This is a genomic window from Methylosinus sp. Ce-a6 (assembly GCF_009811655.1).
Lineage (GTDB): Bacteria > Pseudomonadota > Alphaproteobacteria > Rhizobiales > Beijerinckiaceae > Methylosinus.
Genome location: NZ_BGJX01000016.1, coordinates 71,545 through 94,476 on the forward strand (window position 1 = coordinate 71,545; position 22,932 = coordinate 94,476).

The 22,932-nt window shown below is 66.4% G+C and carries 20 protein-coding genes; 15 read left to right on the top strand and 5 right to left on the bottom strand.

The window, feature by feature from the left end; translation table 11 throughout:
• Positions 1–43: 43 nt before the first annotated feature.
• The gene (gene ribB / locus Mspo_RS11755) at positions 44–1,126 is read right to left on the bottom strand and encodes a 3,4-dihydroxy-2-butanone-4-phosphate synthase (protein ID WP_159729974.1); all 1,083 of its coding nucleotides are present in this window, start codon (positions 1,124–1,126) and stop codon (positions 44–46) included.
• Between the two features lie 247 nt (positions 1,127–1,373).
• Between ribB and Mspo_RS11760 the strand changes: the two genes are divergently transcribed.
• Both Mspo_RS11760 and Mspo_RS11765 read left to right on the top strand, forming a co-directional pair.
• Positions 1,374–1,871 carry a copper chaperone PCu(A)C gene (locus Mspo_RS11760; RefSeq protein ID WP_159729976.1) on the top strand — a complete coding sequence of 166 codons (498 nt, stop codon included), beginning with the start codon at positions 1,374–1,376 and terminating at the stop codon, positions 1,869–1,871.
• Between the two features lie 485 nt (positions 1,872–2,356).
• On the top strand, positions 2,357–6,451 hold the full coding sequence (locus Mspo_RS11765) for a Pls/PosA family non-ribosomal peptide synthetase (RefSeq protein ID WP_159729978.1): 4,095 nt from the start codon (positions 2,357–2,359) through the stop codon (positions 6,449–6,451).
• Positions 6,452–6,494: 43 nt separating this feature from the next.
• On the opposite strand, the gene Mspo_RS11770 is transcribed toward Mspo_RS11765, so the two are convergent.
• Positions 6,495–6,989: a DinB family protein gene (locus tag Mspo_RS11770; RefSeq protein WP_159729980.1), complete on the bottom strand. Its 495-nt coding sequence runs from the start codon at positions 6,987–6,989 to the stop codon at positions 6,495–6,497.
• 70 nt (positions 6,990–7,059) lie between these two features.
• Here Mspo_RS11770 and Mspo_RS11775 point away from each other — a divergent pair, with 70 nt between their 5' ends.
• The 6 genes from Mspo_RS11775 to Mspo_RS11800 all read left to right on the top strand — a co-directional run bounded on the left by Mspo_RS11775 (position 7,060) and on the right by Mspo_RS11800 (position 11,792).
• Positions 7,060–7,251 carry a hypothetical protein gene (locus Mspo_RS11775; protein ID WP_159729982.1) on the top strand — a complete coding sequence of 64 codons (192 nt, stop codon included), beginning with the start codon at positions 7,060–7,062 and terminating at the stop codon, positions 7,249–7,251.
• 224 nt (positions 7,252–7,475) lie between these two features.
• Complete coding sequence (aroC, locus tag Mspo_RS11780; protein WP_159729984.1) at positions 7,476–8,561, top strand: chorismate synthase; 1,086 nt, start codon at positions 7,476–7,478, stop codon at positions 8,559–8,561.
• 85 nt (positions 8,562–8,646) lie between these two features.
• Complete coding sequence (locus Mspo_RS11785) at positions 8,647–9,249, top strand: hypothetical protein (protein WP_159729986.1); 603 nt, start codon at positions 8,647–8,649, stop codon at positions 9,247–9,249.
• Positions 9,250–10,332: an ImmA/IrrE family metallo-endopeptidase gene (locus Mspo_RS11790; RefSeq protein ID WP_159729988.1), complete on the top strand. Its 1,083-nt coding sequence runs from the start codon at positions 9,250–9,252 to the stop codon at positions 10,330–10,332.
• Between the two features lie 64 nt (positions 10,333–10,396).
• Positions 10,397–11,374, top strand: coding sequence for a histone deacetylase family protein (locus Mspo_RS11795; protein WP_159729990.1), 978 nt, complete (start codon positions 10,397–10,399; stop codon positions 11,372–11,374).
• Between the two features lie 106 nt (positions 11,375–11,480).
• Positions 11,481–11,792 (top strand): hypothetical protein, encoded by a 312-nt coding sequence (locus Mspo_RS11800; RefSeq protein ID WP_159729992.1) that lies wholly within the window; start codon positions 11,481–11,483, stop codon positions 11,790–11,792.
• Between the two features lie 11 nt (positions 11,793–11,803).
• Here the strand turns inward: Mspo_RS11800 and Mspo_RS11805 are convergent, their stop codons facing one another.
• Genes Mspo_RS11805 through Mspo_RS11815 form a run of 3 tightly spaced genes read right to left on the bottom strand, consistent with a single transcriptional unit; the run spans position 11,804 to position 15,511 of the window.
• Positions 11,804–12,556 carry a phosphodiester glycosidase family protein gene (locus Mspo_RS11805; protein ID WP_159729994.1) on the bottom strand — a complete coding sequence of 251 codons (753 nt, stop codon included), beginning with the start codon at positions 12,554–12,556 and terminating at the stop codon, positions 11,804–11,806.
• A gap of 40 nt (positions 12,557–12,596) precedes the next feature.
• Positions 12,597–13,157, bottom strand: a complete 561-nt coding sequence (locus Mspo_RS11810; RefSeq protein WP_159729996.1) for a GNAT family N-acetyltransferase — start codon at positions 13,155–13,157, stop codon at positions 12,597–12,599.
• Positions 13,154–15,511: an Orn/Lys/Arg decarboxylase N-terminal domain-containing protein gene (locus Mspo_RS11815; protein ID WP_159729997.1), complete on the bottom strand. Its 2,358-nt coding sequence runs from the start codon at positions 15,509–15,511 to the stop codon at positions 13,154–13,156. The genes Mspo_RS11810 and Mspo_RS11815 overlap by 4 nt, the downstream gene beginning before the upstream one ends.
• Before the next feature lie 373 nt (positions 15,512–15,884).
• Here Mspo_RS11815 and Mspo_RS11820 point away from each other — a divergent pair, with 373 nt between their 5' ends.
• The 7 genes from Mspo_RS11820 to Mspo_RS11850 are packed head-to-tail and all read left to right on the top strand — an operon-like array spanning position 15,885 to position 22,207.
• Positions 15,885–16,880 (top strand): MoxR family ATPase, encoded by a 996-nt coding sequence (locus Mspo_RS11820; RefSeq protein ID WP_159729998.1) that lies wholly within the window; start codon positions 15,885–15,887, stop codon positions 16,878–16,880.
• The gene (locus Mspo_RS11825; protein WP_159729999.1) at positions 16,877–17,788 is read left to right on the top strand and encodes a DUF58 domain-containing protein; all 912 of its coding nucleotides are present in this window, start codon (positions 16,877–16,879) and stop codon (positions 17,786–17,788) included. Before Mspo_RS11820 ends, Mspo_RS11825 begins: the two co-directional genes overlap by 4 nt.
• Positions 17,772–18,221 (top strand): DUF4381 family protein, encoded by a 450-nt coding sequence (locus Mspo_RS11830; RefSeq protein ID WP_159730000.1) that lies wholly within the window; start codon positions 17,772–17,774, stop codon positions 18,219–18,221. The genes Mspo_RS11825 and Mspo_RS11830 overlap by 17 nt, the downstream gene beginning before the upstream one ends.
• A complete protein-coding gene (locus Mspo_RS11835) occupies positions 18,218–19,183 on the top strand; it encodes a VWA domain-containing protein (RefSeq protein WP_159730001.1) in 966 nt (321 codons plus the stop codon). The genes Mspo_RS11830 and Mspo_RS11835 overlap by 4 nt, the downstream gene beginning before the upstream one ends.
• On the top strand, positions 19,180–20,091 hold the full coding sequence (locus Mspo_RS11840) for a vWA domain-containing protein (protein ID WP_159730002.1): 912 nt from the start codon (positions 19,180–19,182) through the stop codon (positions 20,089–20,091). The genes Mspo_RS11835 and Mspo_RS11840 overlap by 4 nt, the downstream gene beginning before the upstream one ends.
• Entirely contained in the window at positions 20,088–20,963 is an 876-nt protein-coding gene (locus Mspo_RS11845; RefSeq protein ID WP_159730003.1) for a tetratricopeptide repeat protein, read from the top strand. The genes Mspo_RS11840 and Mspo_RS11845 overlap by 4 nt, the downstream gene beginning before the upstream one ends.
• Positions 20,963–22,207 (top strand): BatD family protein, encoded by a 1,245-nt coding sequence (locus Mspo_RS11850; protein ID WP_159730005.1) that lies wholly within the window; start codon positions 20,963–20,965, stop codon positions 22,205–22,207. Before Mspo_RS11845 ends, Mspo_RS11850 begins: the two co-directional genes overlap by 1 nt.
• The last annotated feature ends 725 nt before the right edge of the window (positions 22,208–22,932 follow it).

Consider the following 22,932-nt stretch of genomic DNA (forward strand, 5'->3'; position numbering starts at 1 on the left):
CGATAACGCCAACTAAATTGTCGAATGGGGGAGGGAGCTTCGCCTAGTCGAGCGGCTCTACCGCCACAATCTCGATCCCGAAGCCGGAGAGTCCCACATAGGTGCGCGGCTTGAGCTTGGAGGTGCGCAGGCGGATCGAGCTCACGCCCAGATCTTTCAAGATCTGCGCGCCGAGGCCGACGTCGAGCCATTGCGCGGTGCGCGCCTCCTCCGAATTGCGGTTGTCCGCGACGACCGGATTGACGGGAACGCCCGCCGCCCCGTCGCGCAGATAGACCAGCACGCCGCGTCCCTCGGCCGCGAAACGCTCCATCGTGCGGCGGATGGCGTCCGCGCCGCCGAAGACGTCGGCGATGATGTCGGCGCGATGGAGGCGCGTCGGCACGCCCTTGCCGTCGCCGATCTGCCCGACGACGAAGGCGAAATGCTGCACCGGATCGAAGGCGCTGACATAGGCGTGGCATGTCGCCTCGCCGGCGAAGGTCTTGACCGGGAAAGTCGCGACGCGCTCGACGAGCTTTTCCCGCGCCTGGCGGTAGGCGATGAGGTCGGCGGTGGAGACCAGCTTCAGCCCATGGGCGGCGGCGAAATCGACGATCTGCCTGCCGGCCATCACCGTGCCGTCGTCATTGGCGAGCTCGCAGATGACGCCGACCGGCGGCAGGCCGGCGAGGCGGCAGAGGTCGACCGCGGCCTCGGTGTGGCCGGAGCGCATCAGCACGCCGCCTTCCTTGGCGATGAGCGGAAACACATGGCCCGGCCGCACGAAGTCATGCGGGCCGCGATTGCCGTTGGCGAGCGCGCGCACCGTGTTGCAGCGCTGCTCGGCGGAAATGCCGGTGGTGAGCCCCTCGCGCGCGTCGACGCTCACGGTGAAGGCCGTGCCGAGCGGCGCGTCATTGGCCGCGACCATGGGCGCGAGATGCAGGCGGCGCGCCTCCTCGAGCGTCAGCGGCGCGCAGACGATGCCGCAGCAATGGCGGATGATGAAGGCCATCTTCTCGGGCGTGCAGAGCGCGGCGGCGACGATGAGGTCGCCTTCGTTCTCGCGGTCGTCGTCATCGGTGACGACGACGATCTCGCCGCGGCCGATCGCCTCTATGGCCTCGGTGACGGAATGGGACAAAGGGGGGCTCCGCTGTGGCCGGCGCGAAGGGCCGGCCCCCGTTTCTACTCCCCTGCGCCTGGGGATTCAAACGCTTCGCCGCGCGCGCGAGCGACATGTCCGCGCCGATTTCATTCTGAAATTTCGTCGCGCGCGACTATGAAATTGTCGCGCGCGACCTTTTCGCGCAAATTGCGTTTCTTGAGATGCGCTGGCGCCGAAGTTGCGGACGGGCGCCGCGGGGCATGACCAAAGATCGGCTCGAGACATGACGACAGGCTCGCCGCGACGGCGCGACCTCATTCCCTCTACAGGATTCTGGATTTCCGCCCCATCGCGGGCGCTCTGCGCGTCGCTGCTCCTTTTTGCGACGGCCGCGCTCGCGGCGCCGGCCGCGATCGAGGTGGAGAGCGCCTGGTGCGCGCCTCCGCCCAAGGGCGTGACGACCGGCGCCTGCTATCTCGCCCTGCGCAACGACGGCGCGACGGAGGACCGGCTTCTCGGCGTCGAGGCGGAGGCGGCCGGTCGCGTCGAGATGCATGTGACGAAGGTGACCGATGGGATCGGGCGGATGCGGCCGCTGCTGGACGGCGTCGCCCTCCCGGCCGAATCGGTGGTGGATTTCAAGGAGAAGGGATATCACCTCATGCTCGTCGGCCTGCGTGGTCCGCTCTTGGAGGGCGCGACCGTGCAGGGCGTGTTGCGCTTCGAGCGCGCCGAGCCGCGGCCGGTCCTGTTCCACGTCGAGCGGCCGCGCGCGCCCTGATCCGGCGTCCGGGTCCGCGCCCGGATGGCCAAATGGCGCGGCGCCCCTATTTCGATTGCCGAGAGGATCTCGGAACAGGCCGCGGTCCAGGCGAGCCGCCGAGCGACGAGGGCGGCGTACGCGCCTCGCCCGAGATTTTCACATCCGTCCCGCGCTGGGATGAGAACGCCGTTGGTACGAGAGCCGTCTGCATGTGGAATTTACGAAAAATGAAATTTCCGCCCGAAAGACGCCGCCGGGCGGCCGGCCTTCGCGGCTTTTTTTCGGCGCCCGATCGTGAATGGTCGAGGATCGCGCCGAACATCCATCGTAACCACTTCGTCATGAATACGACGCAAAAAGGGCCGGCGTTTTTTTGCCCGTCTTCTCGGCAACAAATTCCTCCCCATAGTGGAGTTCATCCCGCATTCAGACTGGATGCGGGATAGGATCGGCCTTCGCTCTCATGCTAGATGAGCGCGGATTTCCCGCGGATAAGTCACGCGATGAACGAGTTGAACCCGAATTTCGCGCAGAACGCGCCCATCGTCGAGGACGATGCCGCCGGGATCGATGCGGCCGCGACCGCGGAGCGGGCCGTGCTGCGCGGCGCCGCCATGCCACATCTGCTGCGCGACGAATTGCTCTGCGAGATTTTCGCCGCCCGCGTCGCGGCGACGCCCAATGCGCTCGCCATGGCGACCTTGGAGCGGCGCTTCACCTATCGCGAGGTCGATGTCGCGGCCTCGGCCATCGCCTGCGGCCTCGCGGCCCGCGACATCGGGCCGGGCGATGTGGTCGGCCTGTGGGCGGCGCGCGGCCCGGAGCTGCTGATCGCCCAGATCGCCATCGCCAAGACCGGCGCCGCCTGGCTGCCCTTCGACGCCGACGCGCCTGTGGAGCGCATCGCCGTCTGCCTCGCCGACGCCGGCGCCAAAGCCCTGCTGACCTCGGCCGCCTTCGCCGTCAAGGCCGCTCCCGCCGTCCCCGTCGAGACGCTCGTCGACGCAAAGATCGCGGCGCCCGGCCGCGTCTGTCCCGATCCGCGCGCGCTCGGCGCCACGGGCGACCATCCGGCCTATCTGATCTACACCTCCGGCTCGACGGGGACGCCCAAGGGCATCGTCGTCACCGCGCGCAACATCTGCCATTATCTGCGCTCGGCCAATGAGGTCTATCGGATTTCCTCCTCCGATGTGGTGTTCCAGGGCGCCTCCGTCGCCTTCGACCTCTCCATGGAGGAGATCTGGATACCCTATCTCGCCGGCGCGTCGCTCTTCGTCGCCACGCCGCAGATCATCGGCGAGACCGAGGCGCTTCCGGACATTCTGGAGGAGGCCGGCGTCACCGTGCTCGACACTGTGCCGACGCTGCTCTCCGCCATGCCGCGCGACATCGAGACGCTGAAGACGATCGTGCTCGGCGGCGAGGCCTGCCCGCCCTCGGTGGCGGAGCGCTGGACGCGCATCGGCCGCACCATCTTCAACAGCTACGGCCCCACCGAGGCGACCGTCGTCGCCACCGTCGCCGAGGTCTGGCCGAACGAGAAAGTGACGATCGGCAAGCCCATCCCCAATTACAGCTGCTATGTCGTCGATGAAAATCTCGCGCTGCTGCCGCCGGGAGTCGAGGGCGAGCTCTTGATCGGCGGGCCGGGCGTCGCGAAAGGATATCTGCGCCGCGACGAGCTGACGGCCGAGAAATTCATCGTCAACCCTTATCCTTCGGACGGCTCCGATCCGATCCTCTATCGATCCGGCGACGCGGTGGTCCTCGACGAGACTGGCGACCTTCATTTCCGCGGCCGCATCGACGATCAGGTGAAGATCAGAGGCTTCCGCGTCGAGCTCGGCGAGATCGAATCGGCGCTCTCGCGCCTCGACCATATTCGCCAGGCCGCCGTCGTGCTGCGCAACGAGAACGGGCTCGACGAATTGGTCGCCTTTCTCGTCGGCGCGACGGCGGTCGTGCCGGATCCGCGCGAATTGCGGGCGAAATTGCGCGAATTCTTGCCTTCCTACATGGTTCCGGCGCGTTTCGAGGTCGTCTCGGCGCTGCCGCGCCTCTCCTCCGGCAAGGTGGACCGCAAGGCGTTGAAGCGGGCGCCGCTGACCGCCCCGCTCATCGACACGGAAGCGCAGGAAAATCCGCGCAGCGCGACAGAGGCGGTGCTGCTCGACGCGGCCAAGCGCGTGCTGCCGCCCGGCGCGATTCCCTTCGACGCCGATTTCTTCACCGAGCTCGGCGGCCATTCGCTGCTCGCCGCGCGTTTCGTCTCCGTGGTGCGCGAGACCGCCCATCTCTCGTCCATCACGCTGCAGGACCTCTACGCCGAGCGCACGCTGCGCGCCCTCGCCGCGCATCTCGACGGCAAGGCGTCGGCCGCCGCGCCCCAGCGCGATCTCTCCTTCGCGCCGCCGCCGCTGCTGCGGCGCTTCCTCTGCGGCCTCGCCCAGGCGGCGGCGCTGCCCTTCATCCTCGCCTTCGTCACCTCGCAGTGGCTCGGCGTCTTCGTCTCCTATCAGCTGCTCACCTCGCCGGACGCCAGCATTCTCGAGGAAGTGTTGGCGCTGCTCGGCGTCTATATGTGCATCAACATCGCCACAGTGGCGGTGTCGATCCTCGGCAAATGGCTGGTCATCGGCCGCACCCGGCCGGGGCGCTACCCGCTCTGGGGCGTCTATTATTATCGCTGGTGGCTGGCGCAGCGCCTGATCGGCCTCACCCACGCCAAATGGTTCCAGTGCTCGCCCTTGATGCGCCTCTATCTCGCCGCGCTCGGCGCGAAGATCGGCGAGGACGCCATCATCGGCGAGTTGGACGTCGGCGCGATCGATCTCGTCAGCATTGGCGAGGGCGCGAGCCTCGGCTCCAAGCTGAAGCTCGCCAACGCCCGCGTCATCGGCGACGAGCTCGTCATCGGGACGATCGACATCGGCGCCGACGCCTATGTCGGGACGTCCTGCGTCATCGAGGAGAATGTCGTCATCGGCGAGGGCGCGGCGCTCGAGGACCTCACCTCCGTGCCCGCCGGCTCGCAGATCGGCGCCTATGAGATCTGGGACGGCTCGCCGGCGCGCTACAAGGGCGAGGTCGACGCGAGCGCGCTCGATCCGCAATCGACCGCCTCCGCGCCGCGCCGGCTGGCGATGGGCTCTCTGTTCCTGGTCGTCGTGCTGGCTCTGCCGCCGCTCGGCCTCCTGCCGATCTTTCCGGCCTTCTGGGTGTTCGACCGCTTCGACAATTGGCTCGGCGCGAGCGACATCGACCACGCCTTTTATCTCGCCTCCATTCCGCTTTTCGCCTGGCCGACGGCTTTCGTGCTGGTGCTCGTCACCGTGGCCTTCATCGTCGCCTTCCGCTGGATCGTGCTGCCGCGCGTCTTTGAAGGGACCTATTCGGTCTGGTCCGGCTTCTATCTGCGCAAATGGGCGGTGGCGCTGGCGACGGAGGTGACGCTGGAGACGCTCTCCTCGCTCTTCGCCACGCTCTACATGCGCACATGGTACCGGCTGATGGGCGCGAAGATCGGCAAGGATTCGGAGATTTCGACCAATCTCTCCGGCCGCTACGATCTCGTCGAGATCGGCGAGAAATGCTTCATCGCCGACGAGGTGGTGCTCGGCGACGAGGACATGCGCCGCGGCTGGATGTATCTGAAGAAAGTGAAGACCGGCGCGCGCGTCTTCGTCGGCAATGACGCCGTGGTGCCGCCGGGCGCCGAGATTCCGAACGGCGCGCTCATCGGCATCAAATCCAAGCCGCCGCAAAACGGCGAGCTTTCGGAAGGCGACACCTGGTTCGGCTCGCCGCCGCTGAAGCTGCCGGTGCGCCAGACCTTCGACGGCGGCGGCTCGGCCTGGACCTATCAGCCGCCCTTCTGGAAGAAGGCCGTGCGCGCGGTCTATGAGGCGGTGAACGTCTCGCTGCCGACGATGCTGTTCATCACTTTCGGCACATGGGCGGTGGAGAGCTTCGGCCAGAAGCTGATCGACGGCGATTATTGGTCCGTGTTCTGGCTCTTCGTGCTCTCTTCGACGCTCATCTCGATCGGAATGACGCTCGTCGTGGTGGCGGTGAAATGGCTGACCATGGGCCGCTACGAGCCGCAGGTGAAGCCCATGTGGTCCTTCTGGGCCATGCGCACGGAAGCCTGCGCCGTGCTCTATTGGGGCCTCGCCGGCAAGATCTTGCTCGAGCATTTGCGCGGCACGCCCTTCCTGCCCTGGATGCTGCGCCTGTTCGGCTCGAAATTCGGCAAGGGCGTGTTCATGGACATGACCGACATCACCGAGTTCGACTGTGTGAGCGTCGGCGACTATTGCGCCCTCAACCAGGTCGCGGCGCTGCAGACGCATCTCTACGAGGACCGCGTGATGAAGGTCGGCCGCGTCGAGATCGGCCGCGGCGTGACCATCGGCGCCGGCTCCACCGTGCTCTATGACACGCATGTCGGCGATTTCGCCCGGCTCGGCCCGCTCACAGTGGTGATGAAGGGCGAGACGATTCCCGCGCATTCGGAATGGGTGGGGGCGCCGGCCGAGCCGGCCGGAACGGCGGTCGCCGTCTCGGAGCCTCGGCGCGAGAGCAAGGCGGCGTGAAGCTGCGCATCGAGCGAGCCTGAAGGCTCGCATCGAATCCGCCTCACATGAAAATCAGATCGGTGTCCTGCGGCCGCGCGCCGGCCGCGGTCAGCATCGCATGGACCTGTCCGCGATGATGGGTCTGGTGGTTGAAGATATGGACGACGACGAGCTGGCGCGGCTTGACGACATGCGCCTGCAGCGCGCCCGAATACCAGGAGAAATCGCCGTCGAGCGCGGCGTCGTTCAGCGCATCCGCCCAGGCGATCAGCCGCGCGTCCATGGCCGCGCGCTCCGGCTTCAATGCCGCCCAATCAGCGCGAAAAAAAGCCGAATCTTTCAAAGAGACATTCGGATTCGCGCCCCCGGCGATGCGGCTCATCCACATCGCATCGGCCCAGAGCAAATGGCTCAGCGTGCCGTGGATCGACTTGAAGAAGGCCCCGCGATCGGCGCGCCGCGCCTCGTCGGAGAGCGTGTCGGCCGCCGCATAGAGGCTCTCGTTCTGCCAGGCGTTGTAGCGCGCCATTTTCTGCGCGAAGGCGGGGGTGATCATTGCTTTTTCTCTCTTCCGTAAAGAATATTCTATTCGTTTCGATCCGGGAAAGTAGAAGAATTTCCGTGATATGTATCATGATGAAACACGATGCTTGACTCCCTCCTTTTTTGTATCAAACTCCGATATTGCCGCCAAAAACACTCTTGGGGCCAAAAACGATCAGGAGGAGAAAATGGAGGGTATGCTCATTCCCGCGATCATGCTTTTCGCCACGATCGCCGGCTTGCTGGTCATGGCGCGAATGGCGTCCAAATCCTAAAAGTGTCGGTCCTACTGGTTCGTCGGAACAGGGCCCGGTCCGAATGGACCGGGCTTTTTGGTTTTCGCCCATCTCGCTCAGGCCGCCTGCCTGCCTGGAAGGACAAGCTGCGCTGGCTCGGACCGCGCGGCATTTTCCGAAAGCGCCAGTCCATCATCCGGGCATGGCGCGAGCGCCGGCGGCGTCCGAATTGACCAGGCCGGATTTGCTCCATACAAGAACCCATGTCCCACAACAGCTTCGGCCATCTCTTCCGCATCACGACTTTCGGCGAGAGCCATGGGCCGGCGCTCGGCGTCGTCGTCGACGGCTGCCCGCCGGGGCTGGAACTGACCGAGGCCGACATTCAGGTCTTTCTCGACAAGCGCCGCCCCGGCCAATCGCGCTTCACCACGCAGCGGCAGGAGCCGGATGCGGTGAAAATCCTCTCCGGCGTGTTCACCGACGCAGCGGGCCGGCAGGTGACGACCGGAACGCCGATCGCGCTTCTCATCGAGAACACGGACCAGCGTTCCAAGGACTATGGCGATATCGCCGAGAAATATCGCCCCGGCCATGCCGATTACGCCTATGACGCGAAATATGGAATTCGCGACTATCGCGGCGGCGGGCGCTCCTCGGCGCGCGAGACCGCCGCTCGCGTCGCCGCCGGCGCCGTGGCGCGCAAGGTGCTGCCCGGCGTCACGATCCGCGGCGCGCTGGTGCAGATCGGGCCGCATAAAATCGACCGCGCCCGCTTCGACTGGGCGGAGGCGGAGAAGAACCAGCTCTTCTGTCCGGATGTGGAGGCGGCGAAGCTCTGGGCCGATTATCTCGACGGCGTGCGCAAATCGGGCTCGTCGATCGGCGCGGTCATAGAGATCGTGGCGGAGGGCGTTCCCGCCGGCTGGGGCGCGCCCATCTATGGCAAGCTCGACTCCGATCTCGCCAGCGCCCTCATGTCGATCAACGCCGTCAAGGGCGTCGAGGTCGGCGCCGGCTTTGCGGCGGCCGAGCTCTCCGGCGAAGCCAACGCCGACGAGATGCGCGCCGGGCCGGACGGAAAGCCCGAGTTTCTCTCCAATCAGGCCGGCGGCGTGCTCGGCGGCATTTCGACAGGCCAGCCGATCGTCGCGCGTTTCGCGGTGAAGCCGACGTCGTCGATCCTGACGCCGCGGCGAACGATCGACCGCAAGGGCAATGAGACGGAGATCGTCACCAAGGGCCGCCACGACCCTTGCGTCGGCATACGCGCCGTGCCGGTGGGCGAGGCGATGATGGCCATCGTGCTGGCGGACCATTTCTTGCGGCATAGGGGGCAGGTGGGATAGGCGCGCATATTTGCGTGCATAATTTAAGATTGAAAATCGGAATGCCAAGGCGCAGAGTGGGCACTCGCGATTCTGAGGATTGCCAATGCCTACGCCCGACCTAGAACTTGTCCGAACGGTGCTTACAAAAAACGACCGTGACATTGCTTGCCGCGACGCCGTTGAATCTGCTTGGTCGACCGTAAAGGAGCACCCGGACTTGCCGTGGTGGCGCCGAAAGTCGACGCGCGCGGCGCTGATGTGGGAGCATTCTGTCGACAACGCAATTTCTCGTTTGGGGGATGATCCTGGTATCCAAGTGGTTCGTCATCACGATACATCGTCTTTTGTCGTAGATGATAAGGTTTTGTTGCGATTCAAGAAGGCTAGTATCCAGCTATATACATCGAATTATCCAACATTTCTCGCGACCCTTTTCCATAGCCACGACGCAGATTTATTTGGATACGAAGGATTGCATAGAGTGGAAGTCGCTCACGTTTTTAACCAGTTTGAAACAGGGCTTGATTGGATAGGAGTAGTCGCTCGCGAGGGGCGCGACATTCTGTGGCATTACGAAATCGGTAGAGATGGCGCGCAGATCGAGCGTCTTCCGATTCCGGAACCGCTCGCGCCGGCCGGTGACCGGGTGCTGCGTCCACATGTGCAGGGAACAAACGAAAAGTTCGACGATAAGGGCAACGAATAAATGCGCGAGGTCTTCAATCCAGCGCTGCTTTTGCTCGCTCGGCAATATAGAGGCGCGAGCCAGCAACAGGTTGCGAAAGACGCCGGCCTAAATCAGGGTCATTATTCCCGTATTGAAAATGACTTGTTGCCAGATGGACCTTCGCAAGAGAGCATAGAGCGTGTCGCGTCCGCTCTGAAGTTTCCGCCATCCTTTTTCTTCCAACCGGACGGGCTGTCTGGTCTGCCGTTGAGCGTTCATCCGATGAACCGTAAGAAGGAGGCCGTTGGAGAGCGTCTATTGAAGCAGATTCATGCTGAACTCAATATTCGCCTCATTCATCTTCGTCGATACCTGAGAGCGGCAGACATTCAACCGGATATTCCACTGCCTTTCATAGACGTGGACGAAGGTGGTGGACCGCAAGAAATTGCGCGAACCTTGCGAAGGGCTTGGCTGATCCCTGACGGTCCGATCGCCAACCTCACAGACTACTGTGAACGCGCTGGAATTCTGGTCATTTGGAGCGACTTGGCAAAAGGCGTCGACGGTGTCACGATGGTTGTGCGCGATCTGCCACCATGCATTTTTCTCAATCGACATTCGCCCGCTGACCGTATGCGCTTTTCACTCGCGCATGAGTTGGGCCACGTGATAATGCATAGAATTCCTAGTGACAACATTGAAGAAGAAGCGAACGCGTTTGCGGGTGAGTTGCTCGTCCCTGAAAAACAATTTCGTAAATCCTTGATAGGTCAAAAAGTATCGCTGGAATGGCTTGCTAGACAAAAGGCCTATCATCGCGCTTCAATGGCTTTTCTACTATTTAAGGCCAGTGCAGTAGGAGCCTTAACACGGCATCAAAGTGAATATCTATGGAAAAAGCTATCTGCGCTGGGATGGAGAACCCGCGAACCTGCAGAAACTGAGTTCGAGCACGAACTCCCGTCGGTTTTCCCTCGACTTGTGAGGCACCACTGCGACGACCTAAAATATGATATCGAGACGCTGGAGGCGTTATTAAATACAAAATCCGATGATATTAGGAAGATGTACGGATCGTATCTCGGGCGTGTCAATTCAAGACTATACGTCGTTAGATGACGTCAAAGTGTTTGGTAAGATTGAAGTAACACGTAGAAGGCTAATAGGAGTAGCTTCCGCTTCTATGATAGTGGGCGTCAAGGGCTCGATTTGCGCTCGAGTTGTAACATCGCCGGCGACTCTCCTCGTCACCCACGCCTCCGGCCTCGCGCATGAGGTCGGCCCCGGCCGGCCCGATCAGCCGGAGCGCCTTCGCGCCATCGCCGCCGCGCTGAACGCGGATCGCTTCGCCGCCCTGCGCCGCGCCGAGGCGCCGGCCGCGTCGCGCGAGGCGATCCTCGCCGTCCATGCGCCGTCTCTGCTGGAGCGTCTGGAGAAAGCCGCGCCGCGAAGCGGTCTCGCCGCTCTTGGCCCGGATATGGTGATGAGCCCCGGCTCGCTCGAGGCCGCGCTGCGCGCCGCCGGCGCCGCGACCTTCGCCGTCGACGAAGTGATGCGCAGAGGCGCCCGCAACGCGTTCGTCGCCATGCGCCCGCCCGGCCATCACGCGACGCGCGAGAACGCCATGGGCTTCTGCTTTTTCAACAACGCCGCCATCGCCGCGCGCCACGCCATCGCCGCGCATGGCGCAGAGCGCGTCGCCATCGTCGATTTCGACGTGCATCACGGCAATGGGCTGCAGGAGATTTTCTGGTCGGACAGAAACGTCCTCTATTGCTCCTCGCATCAGTCGCCGCACTATCCCTTCACCGGCGCCGCCGGCGAGCGTGGCGAGCATGACAACATCGTCAACGTCCCGCTCGCCAAAGGCTCCGGCGGCGCGGAGTTCGCACAGGCTTGGACGGAGGCGATTCTCCCCCGCGTCATCGATTTTCGGCCGGACATCCTCCTCATTTGCGCCGGTTTCGACGGGCATTTGCACGATCCTCTCGGCGGGCTGCGCCTGCAACGCCAGCATTTCGCCGAGCTCACGCTGCGCCTCGCAGAGATCGCCGCGCGCCGCACGGACGGGCGCATCGTCTCGCTGCTCGAGGGCGGCTATCGGCCGGACGACCTCGCCGCCTGCGTCGCTGCTCATGTCGGCGCGCTGATGGGGGCTTGAGGCCTTCCCCGCCCGGCGCGTGCGCGGGCGCACATCCGAGAGAAGCGCGATCATGGCATCACGGCCATAGAGACGCCGTGGGAAAAATTCGTAAAGGGAGCGAACAATGGACTTCGGCAGAAACGAATGGAGCGAAGCCCGCGCGCATATGATCGGCAAGCGCGCGCTCATCGGCCTCACCCGCGTGACGCCGCATGGCAAGGTGCTGCGCCAGATGTTCGGCACGATCGCCGCGATCGACAGAAACGGCGTCGACATAGAGCTCGAAGGCAAGGACGCCGGCCGCACCATGCGTCTGCCGCCCGATCTCGGCCGCTTCCGCACCGCGGGGCCCGGCGATTATCTGCTCTGGGAGACGGGCGAGATTCTCGCCGATCCGGATTTCGTCGGCGCTTTCACGGTCAACGAAGCGGCTTGAAGCCGCGGGCGTCACCGCGCCCGCGCGACGACGCCGACGATCGGCCCCATCGGGCGGAAGCGATCGTGCCGCGAGAGCGAGGGCGCATAGAGCGCCGAGATCGAGCCGTCGAGGAACAGCGCATCCGGACATTTCAGCCGCTCGCGAAACAGGCTCGCGAAAGCGTGGAATGTCACCGGCCGGTTGGAGATGGCGAAAGCGACGATATGGCCGTCGCGCACGCCGACTCCGTTCCTGATCTTCTCCGACGTGCCGGTCTCGTGGATGCGTGGATTGACGCGTCCGCCGACGACGAGCATCGGACCCGATTGCGTCGCATAGGCGGGATGCAGCCGCTCTTTGAGGAAGCGCTGCGTCTCCGTGACGCCGGCGCGCGCGCCCTCCACCCAGAAGATCCCATTGGGCTTCATGTGGAAATTGCCGGCGCCCGAACGGGTGTTGGCGCCCTTCTCCAACCGCCCGCCTTCGACATAGAGGCCGATCGGCAGGCGGCGCTCGTCATACATTCCCGCATTCATCGCGAAGGCGAGCGTCTCGCCCTTTTGCGCGAGCGCCGCATCGAGCGCCGAGAAGGAGCCGAAGACCTCGCCCTTCTCATCGGCGAGAAAGAGGCGGATGGAATCGCCGCGCGTGTCGAAGACGCAGACCGTATAGCTCGCGCCGGCGTGCTCCATGTCCTGGCAAGGGTTGCGCGGCGCCGCGGCGGCGGGCGAGGCGAGGAAGAGCGAGACGGCGAAGGGCAGGAGGCGATGCAGCGGACTCATGCGCCGACCATAGCATGACGCGCCGATTCGCTCCCGCGCCTCAGTCCGGCGGCGCGGAGGCGCCGAGACCGAGCGAGCGCTGCATGATGACCGAATCGGTCCAGCGGCCGAATTTATATCCGACGCCGGAGAGATAGCCGGCCTGACGAAATCCGATCGCTTCATGCAGTTTCAGCGAAGCCTCGTTGGCGGCGTCGACATAGCCGATCATTTGCCGGAAACCCGCCGCCGCGCAGGAATCGACCAGCGCCTGCAACAGCAGTCGGCCGACGCCGCGATGGAGGTGATTGGGATCGACATAGATCGAATGTTTCACGACATAGCGATAGGCCGGCCGCTTGCGGAAGGGCACGACATAAGCGTAGCCGACGACTCTGCGGTCGTGCTCGGCGACGAGATGCGGCAGCCGATGATTGCCCATGTTCTTGCGGCGCCGCTTCAGATCTTCCTTCTGCGGCGGCTCGTAGAGCGGCGCGGCGGCAGGGTCGAGCCCCTTGCGCACATGCTGCAGATAGATCGCCAGCATGGCGTCGACATCCTCGTCGCGCGACGGGCGCAGCAGGATCGTCGCGCGTTCGGCGTCGCCCTCGGCGATCGTCATTCCTGCACCACATAAGTGTAGAGCCGCATTCGCGCCTCGCCGTTCCATTGCTTGTAGAGCCCCTGAATCTCATAGTCGAAGCCGGGGAAGAGGCTGGCGCTCCGCTCGAACATGCGCAGATAGTCGAGCATCGGCCGCGCCTTCTCGCCGAGCCGCTCGCCGGGGACGATCGTCGCAATGCCTGGCGGATAGATGACGAAGAGCGTCGTCGCTATGCGGCCCTCGATCTCGTCGATCGGCAGATAGTCGGCCTCGTTGCGCACGAGGCGGAGATAGGCTTCGCGCGGCGTCATGACCATATCGGGCAGATGCTCCTGCCGAAATTGCGCCTGCTGAAGCGCGCTCACATTCGCCTCCTTGAAGAAGCGATGCATGTCGGCGCAGAGATCGCGCAGCCGCACGCCCTTGTAGCGCGCCGCTCTGCGCGCGACGAATTCGGGGATGACGTCCTGGAGCAGCGCATTGTCGTCATGCAGGCGCTTGAAGGCGACGAGCGCGGAGACGAGCGTTCCCGCCTTGCTCGATTCGACGCCCGGCGTCAGCAGGAAGAGCAGCGAGTTGAGATCGTTCTTCTCCGGCACGATGCGATTCTCGCGCAAATATTGCGCGACGACCGGGGCGGGAATCCCATGATCCGCATAAGCGCCGGTGGCGCGGTCGAAGCCCGGCGTCAGCAGGGTGAGCTTGGCCGGATCGGTGATGGCGAAGCCCCGCGCCATCTGCGCATAGCCGTGCCAGGAGGCGTCCGGCGAGAGCGCCCAGAATTCGGGATTGCGGGCGAGCTGATCGGTGGAGACGCTCTCCCAGGGAACGCGATGCGCGCCAGCTTCGCGCGCGGCGTCCGGAATGGAGACCCAATCGGGCGCGAAAGGATCGAAGAACCAGCGCCGCGCCGGGTCCTGCTCCTTGGCCTCGAATTCGCGCCGCACCGCGCGCAGCTTCTTGCGCAGCTCAATGCCGAGCCGGATCGTGTCGTCCCATAAGAGCTCGCCGGAGCGGCCCTTCATCATCTGCGTGCCGACGTCGAGCGAGGCGAACAGCGGATAGAAGGGCGAGGTGGAGGCGTGCTGCATGAACCCTTCATTGAAGCGGCGATGCTCGACCCGCCGCCGCTGTCCCTTGATGTGCCGATCGCGCACATGGATTTGCGAGGCCTGCGAGAAGCTCGCGAGCTGCTTGTGCGTCGATTGCGTCGCGACGATTCCGGGCGAGGCCTCGGTCAGATTTTTCAGCCCCATCGCAAAGCGCCGCTCGTAGAGCGGATGGAATTTCATGAAGCCGGCCCAGGCCTCGTCGAAGAGAATATAGTCGCAGAGATGGCCGATTCTGCCGACGATCCATTCGGCGTCATGGATCGTGCCGTCATAAGTGCATTGCTCGATGACCGCGGCGCGGAACGGCCGCTCCTTGCGCCAGGCGTCCTTGTCCTTCACCAGCGGATTGGCGCGGATGCGCTCGCGTAGTCTCTCCTCGTCGAAGGATTGGTGGTCGATGGGGCCGATGAGCCCATGCGCGTTGCGCGTCGTCGGCAGAAAGATCGGCACGCCGCCGCCGAGCAGCAGCGCGCCGTGATGCGCGGCCTTGTGATTGTTGCGGTCGAAGAGCACGAGATCGCCTTCGGCGATCAGATTGGTGAGCACGATCTTGTTGGAGGAGGAGGTGCCGTTGAGCACGAAATAGGTCTTCTCCGCGCCGAAGATTTCGGCCGCCGCCTTTTGCGCGGCGAGCGCCGGGCCTTCATGCGTCAACAGATCGCCGAGCTCGATGACGGAATTGTCGAGATCGTCGCGGAACACGGCCTCGCCCAGATGCTCCATGAAAATGCGGCCGATCGGGCTGCGGCTGTAGAAAATGCCGCCATTGTGCCCCGGGCAGGTCCAGAGCTGATTGCCTTCCTCGGCATAGTCGACCAGCGCGCCGAAGAAGGGCGTCTTCAGCGTCTGCGCATATTGCTTCAAGCGCGAGACGAGATTCTTGGCGATGAACGCCGGCGTCTCCTCGGCGAGAAACACATAGCCGTCGATGAAATCCAGCACCTCGACCGGAATGTCCTCGAAGCGCTTGCGGCGGATGAGCAGCACGATCGGCATGTCGAGGCCGCGCCTGCGCATGAGCTCGATGAGCGAGGCGGTCTTTCCCTCGAGCCCGCGCTTGCCCCAGTCGACGACGAGGCAGCCGATGGCCGCGTCGGTCTGCACGACGATCTCGGCGTCCTCCACGCGTCGCGCCCGCACGACCTCGAAGCCCATGCTCTCGATCGCCGTGATGATCTGATTGACGCGCAGCCCCTCGAGATCGTCGGCCTCGAAGTTCGGCGCGGAGAAGAGGAAAGTGAAGCGACGGGAGAAGTCCATGGAGAGCCTGTAGCGCTAGCGCCGGGAGGGAGGAGCTCGGCACACACAGCTTGGTTCTGTGACACAATCGTGACGAGGGGACGAATTGGGGCTGTCGCGGTCTCGCCTTTCGTCCGGAGCGAATTTCGATCGCGCGCTCGCGAGCCTCGACGATTTCGCCGCGACGATTCGTCCACGCCTCGCGGCCGCGTGATTCATGAAGAGAGGCGCCGGCGGGTCGCGATTCGAGCGGTTCGCGCCGACGCGCGCAATCGGATGAATTTTCTGAATGATCGGGAGTATTGCCCGTCGCCCATAGTCCAGTTTTCCCTCGACAGCGGGCGCGGCGGGGGCGAAAGTCCGCCGGCGCGCAACCCGCCGATGGACCGACCGCATGAATCTGACGGAACCGCTTCGCACTCCGATCCGAGGCTTTGATCCCGGCGCCCGCTTCGCGGAGATCAGGACATTTCTGCAAGACCATCTCGTCGGCGCCGACGCGCTGATCGAGCGCCTGCTGGTGGGCCTGCTCGCCGACGGCCATGTTCTGCTCGAGGGCGCGCCGGGCCTCGCCAAGACGCGCGCCGTCAAGCTGCTCGCCCGCGCCCTCGATCTCTCCTTCGCGCGCATTCAATGCACGCCCGACCTCATGCCGGCCGACGTCACCGGCACGTCGATCTGGCGGCAGGACAGAGGCGTCTTCGAATTCGCCGCCGGGCCGATATTTCATTCGCTGCTGCTCGTGGACGAGATCAATCGCGCGCCGCCCAAGGTGCAGTCGTCCCTGCTCGAGGCCATGGCCGAGCGCCAGGCGACGATCGCCGGCGCGACCCATGCGTTGCCCGATCCTTTCATGACCGTGGCGACGCAGAACCCGATCGAGCACGAAGGCACTTTTCCTCTACCGGAAGCGCAGCTCGACCGCTTCATGCTGCATGTCGAGCTCGCTCTGCCGGACGCCGAGACGGAGCGGCGCATTCTCGACCTCGTCGAGCGCGAGGAGCAGGGCGAGCCCGCCGCTCCGCCCGCGGCGCTCGACGCCGAGGAGATCGCCGCCGCGCGCCATGCGGCGAAAACCGTTTTTCTCTCGGCGGCGGTCAAGGATTACATCGTTCGCCTCGTCACCGCCCCGCGCGACGCGAAGATCGCGCCGGAGCTCGCGGCGAAGATCGAGCATCCGTCTTCGTCCCGCGGCACTCTGGCGCTCGCCGCCGCGGCCAAGGCGCGCGCCTTTCTCGACGGACGCGACTATGTCTCGCCGCAGGATGTGAGCGAGCTCGCCGTCGACGTTCTCTCTCACCGCACCATTCTCGGCTGGCGCGCGCTCGCCGAGGGCGAGACGCCGCGCGCGATCATCCGCGCCTATCTCGACGCGGTTGCGCCGGCATGAACGACCTTGCTCGCGTCGCCGGCGTCGATCTCGACATCGAGGCCTTGATGCGCCTGCGGCTCTTCGCGAAGAGCGGCGCGCGCAGAGCGGCCGCCGCCGCGCCGCATGGCGGCTTCGTCCGCCGCCGGCGCGGACGCGGCGCCGAGACCTATGACGTCAGGCCCTGGTCGGATGGCGACGATATTCGCAATCTCGATCGCAATGTGACGGCGCGCATGGGCGCGCCGCATGTGCGCAGCTTCCATGACGAGCGCGAATGCGCCGTGCTCTATCTCGTCGATTTTCGCGCGCCCATGCTGTTCGGCACGCGGCGCGCCTTTCGTTCCGTCGCCGCCGCTGAAGCCTCCGTCGCCTCCGCCTGGCGCGTGATCGACGGCGGCGGCCGCGTCGGCCTCGCGGCGATCGGCCCGACGGGGGCGCGTTTGTTCGGTTGGGCCACTGCCGCGCGGCGCTTTCCGCCTCTGCTCGTCGCGCTCGCGGAAATGCACCGCGCCGCGCTCGAAGAGCGAGGCGAAGGCGAGGAGCCGCCGCTCGCCGCCGCGCTCGAGGAAATGGAGCGCCTCGCCGGGTCCCCGGCGATCACGCTCGCCACCTCGCTCGACGCGCCAGGCGAAGCTTTCGACGCCATCGCCGAGCGCATCGCGCGGCGGCGCGAATTCTGCGTCCTGCTCGTCGCCGATCGTTTCGAGCTCGCTCCGCCGCCGGGGCTCTATCCGTTTCGCACGCGCGGGCAAGCCGGCGCGCTGCGTATCGCGCGCGGCGCGGCGCCCGCGCCGGACGAGCGGCGGGCGCGTCTTCGCCGCATCGGCGCGCTTTCGCTCGAGATCGACGCCGGCTGCGACGCCGAGACGATCGCGCGCGCGATCGAGCATTTCGATCTGGAGCGTTGCGATGGCCGATTCGTCTGAGCTCCTCGCGCAATTGCGGCCTTTGCGCGCGCCGCCTGCGGACGGAACAGCGGAGATTCTCCTCATGGCGCTCGCGGGCTCGCTCGCCGCGGCGACGCTCGCCATCGGCTTTCTGGTCTGGCGCGCGCGCCGCCGGCCTTTGCGTCGCGCCGCGCTTATCGCGCTCGCCGCCGCGCGCGATCTGCCGGCGGACGAGAGGCTCACCGCGCAAGCGAAAATGTTGCGCGATCTCGTCGGCGCGCTCGACGGCGGGATCGCGCGCCTTCATGGCGAGGAATGGCTGGCGCGGCTCGACGCGCTCTTCGCGACGACCGCGTTCAGTAAAGGCGAGGGCCGCGCCTTCGGCGACGCGCTCTATTCTCCGCGCGCCGACGATCCGAGCGAAACGCTCGATCGCGTTTTGCAGAAGCTGCTGGCGAGGCTCGATCGATGAACGGTGTCGAGTTGGCCGCGCCCCTCGCTCTCGCGCTGCTGCCTCTCCCGCTGCTGCTGCGGCTTCTGCTCGGGGTGGGCGCGTCTTCCGGCGGCGGGCTGCCGCTGCCCGCGACCATTCGCGATCGGCTCGGCGCCGGCGCCTCCGCAGGGGCGCCGCGTCTCTCCTGGCGCGCGCTCGTTTCGTCGCTCGCCTGGATAAGTCTCATGCTCGCGCTCGCTGGGCCGCGCGTCGCGAACGCGGTCGCCGCTCTGCCGGCCGCGGGGCGCGACATCATGCTGGCGCTCGATCTCTCCGGCAGCATGATGAAGACGGATTTCGAGCAGAGCGGCGTCGCCGCGAGCCGCCTCGCGATTTTGAAACATGTCGGCTCGGAGCTGATCCATCGCCGCGCCGGCGATCGTGTCGGCCTCGTCGTCTTCGCCGAGACCGCCTTCGCCGCGGCGCCTCTGAGCTTCGACCTCCGCGCCGTGAGCGCGACGCTCGCGGAGATGGAGATCGGCGTCGTCGGCCGCTCCACGGCGATCGGCGAAGGGCTCGGCCTCGCGGTGAAGCGCCTCTCCGATTCGACCGCGCCGTCGCGCCTCGTGATCCTTCTCTCCGACGGCGCCAATAACGCCGGCTCCAGCGAGCCCGCCGCGGTCGCCGCGCTCGCGCGCGACATGGGCGTGAAAATCTTCACCATTGGCCTCGGCGTGGACGATACGGCGACCAAGCCGGACGATCCCGACGCCGTCGATTTCGTCGCTCTGCGGCATATCGCCGAGATCGGCGGCGGCGCGGCCTTTCGCGCCCGCACCGGCGCGGAGCTCGACGCCGCGGCGCGCGCCATAGAGGCGCTCGTCGCAGGGCCCGCGCCCGCGCCGCCGAGGGTGATCTTCCACGAGCTCTGGATCTATCCCGGCGCGCTCGCCCTCATTGCCTGCGCGGCGCTCGCGCTCTCGACCAGGGAGCGGCGATGATCGACTTCGGCGATTTCGCGCTTCTTCGCCCGCTCTGGCTGCTCGTCCTGCCGGCGCTCGCGCTGCTGTTCGTCGCCACGCGGCGGCGCGACGAGCTCGGCGATTGGCGGCGCGCCGTCGATCCCGCGCTGCTCGCCGTCATGCTCGATCGTCACGCGTTTCGCGGCGCGTCGCGGCGCGACGGGCCGATCTTCCTCAGCGTGGCGCTCCTTGCTCTGGCGCTCTGCGGTCCGGCGGCGAAAACGCCGGGCGCCGAGCAGTTCCACAATCTCGACGCGACAATGATCCTGCTCGACGTCTCGCGCGGGGAGCGGCTGCCGCAGGCGGTCGCGGCGGCGCAATTCCTGCTCGAACGCTCCGGCGCGCGGCAGGTCGGCCTCGCGCTCTACGCCGGCGACGCCTATCTCGCGAGCCCGCTGACCGACGATGCGAAATCGCTCGAATCCCTCTTGTTCGCCGTCGACGACGTGACGGTTCCCGACGGCGGGATCAGGCCCGATCGCGCGCTCGCCTTCGCGCGCCGCCTGCTGCGCGAGGCGCAAATCGCAGCGGCTGACATCGCGGTGATTTCCGACGGCGAGGGACTCGACGCCAGAGCCGAACGTCTCGCCGCCTCGCTCGCCCGCGAAGGGCGCCGGGTGCATAGTCTGTTCGTCTCCACCCGCGCCGGGGCGGATGCGCTCGATTCCGCCCGCCGTTCGGCGATGGCGGCGCTCGCCGCCGCCGGGGGCGGGCGCGCCGGCGACGCCGCCGATCCCCAGGAGATCGCCGACGAGATCGCCGCGCGCGGCGTCGCCCATATCGGAGCGAGCGAGCTGCGCGCGCTGCAATGGCGGGACTATGGGCGTTTTCTGTTGTTTTTCGCAGCCGCGCCGCTGCTGCTCGTCCTGCGCGGGAGGGACGAATGACCCCGCACGATCGCATCGGAAGCGAGCCTGAAGGCTCGTGGTCCTTTGCGTGCCCTGGACCGCGAGCCTTCAGGCTCGCCCTCCTTCTCCTCGTCCTGTCGCTTCTCGGCGCAGGCTGGAGCCTCGGACCGCAACTCGCCGGCCGCGCGCTGCTGGCGCTGGGCCTCCCCTCCCTCGCGGCTCATGTTTTCGCCGACCCGGCCTGGAAAGGCGTCGCTTTCTATGCCGCGGGGCGGTGGGAGAACGCCGCCGCCGCCTTCGCGCGCGATCCCGCGAGCGCCTACGACCTCGGCGGCGCGCTGGCGCTCGCCGGACGTTATAAGGAGGCTGTCGCCGCCTATGATCGCGCCTTGCGGGCCGACCCGGACGATGACGACGCCTCCTATAACAAGGCTCTGCTCCTCGGCCTGATCGAGCGCGACGGCGCCGGCGGCGACGCCAGGGCCAATTCGCCAGCCACGGGCCAGCAGCGGGCGCTCGCAAATCTCGACGACGACAGGGGCGGAGCGGGCGAGGGCGCCGCGGGCGACCGCGAGACGCGCTCACGTCCCGGCGAGCGGGGCGGCGCCAAAGCCTCCAAACTCGGCAAAGGGCAGGATCAGGCGGCGGAGAGCGGCGCCGGCGCGACGGGCGCCGTCGGCGCCGCGGAGGGCGCGGGCCGCACCGGGGGCCAGAGGATCGACGTCGCCACCCTGCTGCATGAGCGCGACCGCCGCGTGCGCCGCCGCCTCGAGGCGCGCTCCGTGCGGCCGAGCGCCGAATGGCTGCAAACTCTCGCCGACGATCCCGGCCGTTTCCTGAAGCTCAGGATCGCCGCCGAAAAGGCGCGGCGGCTGCGCGCCGGCGGCGGCCCGCTGGAGGATGACGATTGATGCCGCGCCGGCTCGCGCTCGCGATTTGTCTTTTGTTCCTGCCGCTCTCGCGCGCCGCGGCGCTGGAGGAGGGGGCGCCGGTCGGCCGCGTCGAGGTCCGTGTCGAGCTGCCGTCCGAGACGCCCTATGTCGGCGAGCCGCTGCGGCTGGTGATCCGCTCGGCCATACGCGGCCGCATTCTGCTCGACCATATCGTCCAGCCCGCTCTCGTCGATTTCGACTGGCAGCAATTCGGCGTCGACACATCGAGCGAGGCGATGATCGACGGTTTCTGGACGCCGGTCGTCGAGCGCGTGCTGATGATCTATCCGCTGCGCGCCGGACGGCTCACGATCCCGCCCTTCAAGCGCCGCATCGCCTATCGGATAGAGGAGAGCGGCAAGGTCGAAGCGGAATATGAGTCCGCGCCTTTCGAGATTGTCGTGCGCGCGCGGGGCGGTCTCGTTGCGCCGGGAGAGAGCTTTCTGCCGGCCGAGAGCCTGCGCATCACGGACGCCTGGGATCCCGAGCCGGACAAGATTCCCTTCGGCGAGACGGCGCGGCGCACGATCACAGTGGACGCCGATGGCGTCACCGCCGAACGTCTGCCGCCGCTGCCCGATTTCCGCGCGCCGGGACTCATCACTTTCGCCGCCCCGGTCGAGCGGCGCACGATCGTCACCGACCAGGGGCCGCGCGCGCGCGCCGTCTATCGCTGGAGCGTGCGGCCGGTGTCGTCGACCTCCGCCTTCGCGCCGCCGATCCGGATGAAATGGTTCGACGTCGCGACGCGGCGGATGCGGGAGGCCATAGCGCCCGAACGGCGCGTCGCCTTCATCGAGGCGGCGCGCGATCGGGCCGCCGCGCGGGCGCGCGAGAGCCCCGGCGTCTTCTCGGCTCGGCCCCTCGTCGCCGCGCTGGCGGGCTTCGTCGCGACGGGGGCGCTGGTCATTCTCTTGTCGACCTTCTCGGCGGGCGGCGCGTTCGAGCGACGGCCCGCCGCGCTCGGGGCGTTGCGCCGCGCCGCCCGGGCAGGGGACGCCGCCGCCTTTCGCCGCGCGGCCGCAGATCTGGCGCAGGCGGATCAGCCGCGCTGGCGCGCGATCCTCGCGCGCGCGGACATAGGCCCGCCGCTCGCCGCGCTCGACGTCTCTCTCTACGGCCGCGAGCCGAAGGCGCCGCCGCCCGCTCTCGCGCCGCTCGCGCGCGCTATCGGCGCGGCGTGGACGAAACGCGACGCGAAACAGCGTCGGCCACGCGCATGACGCTCGGGCGGGTTTCGCCGCCGTATCCGTCGATTGCGGGGCGCCGACGCATCGGGACGAGGCGCCCGCGCCCGCCTGCCTGCTGCATCCGCAATGCTGCGCGGCGGGCTTTGTCGCCTTCTCCTTCCTCGCGAGCGTCGCATCCTTCGTTTCGCTCCCCGTCTCGGCGGGGGAAGAGACGTTTCTCGCGGTCGCCGCCGCGCCCGGCCTTCGCGGGCCGGAGCCCGCGCCGCCCTCTCTCGGCTGATCCGCGGCGGCCTCATGCGCCGCCTCTTCGCCCGAGCGCGCGCCTCGCTTTGACGGCGCGCCCGGCGTTGCGGCCGTCGCCGGACATTTTGCGATGTCTGATACGATTTCCGGTTGATCAGTGCGCGGACGAAACAACAGCCCCTCACCCTGAGGAGCCCGCGAAGCGGGCGTCTCGAAGGGTCGAAGTCGCGCGCGCTGGATCATCCTTCGAGGCTTTTTGCTTTCCGCAAAAAGCGCCTCATGTATGGACGGCCCCCGTTGCGCAAGAAAAAAGATCGGCGTTTGGGCTCGGCTGGGAGCGGTCATGTATCCGGCCTGTTCGCGCGGCGCATGACCGCTGGCCCAAAGGGGTTTCGCCGAACGGATTCCCATCAGGATGACGCGCTGCGGCGCGCACTGAGAACCTGACCCAAAAGTTTCTTGTTCGCGCCGCAGTTGCGTGATTCTGGGGTTCCGAAGCATCGGAGAATGATTCG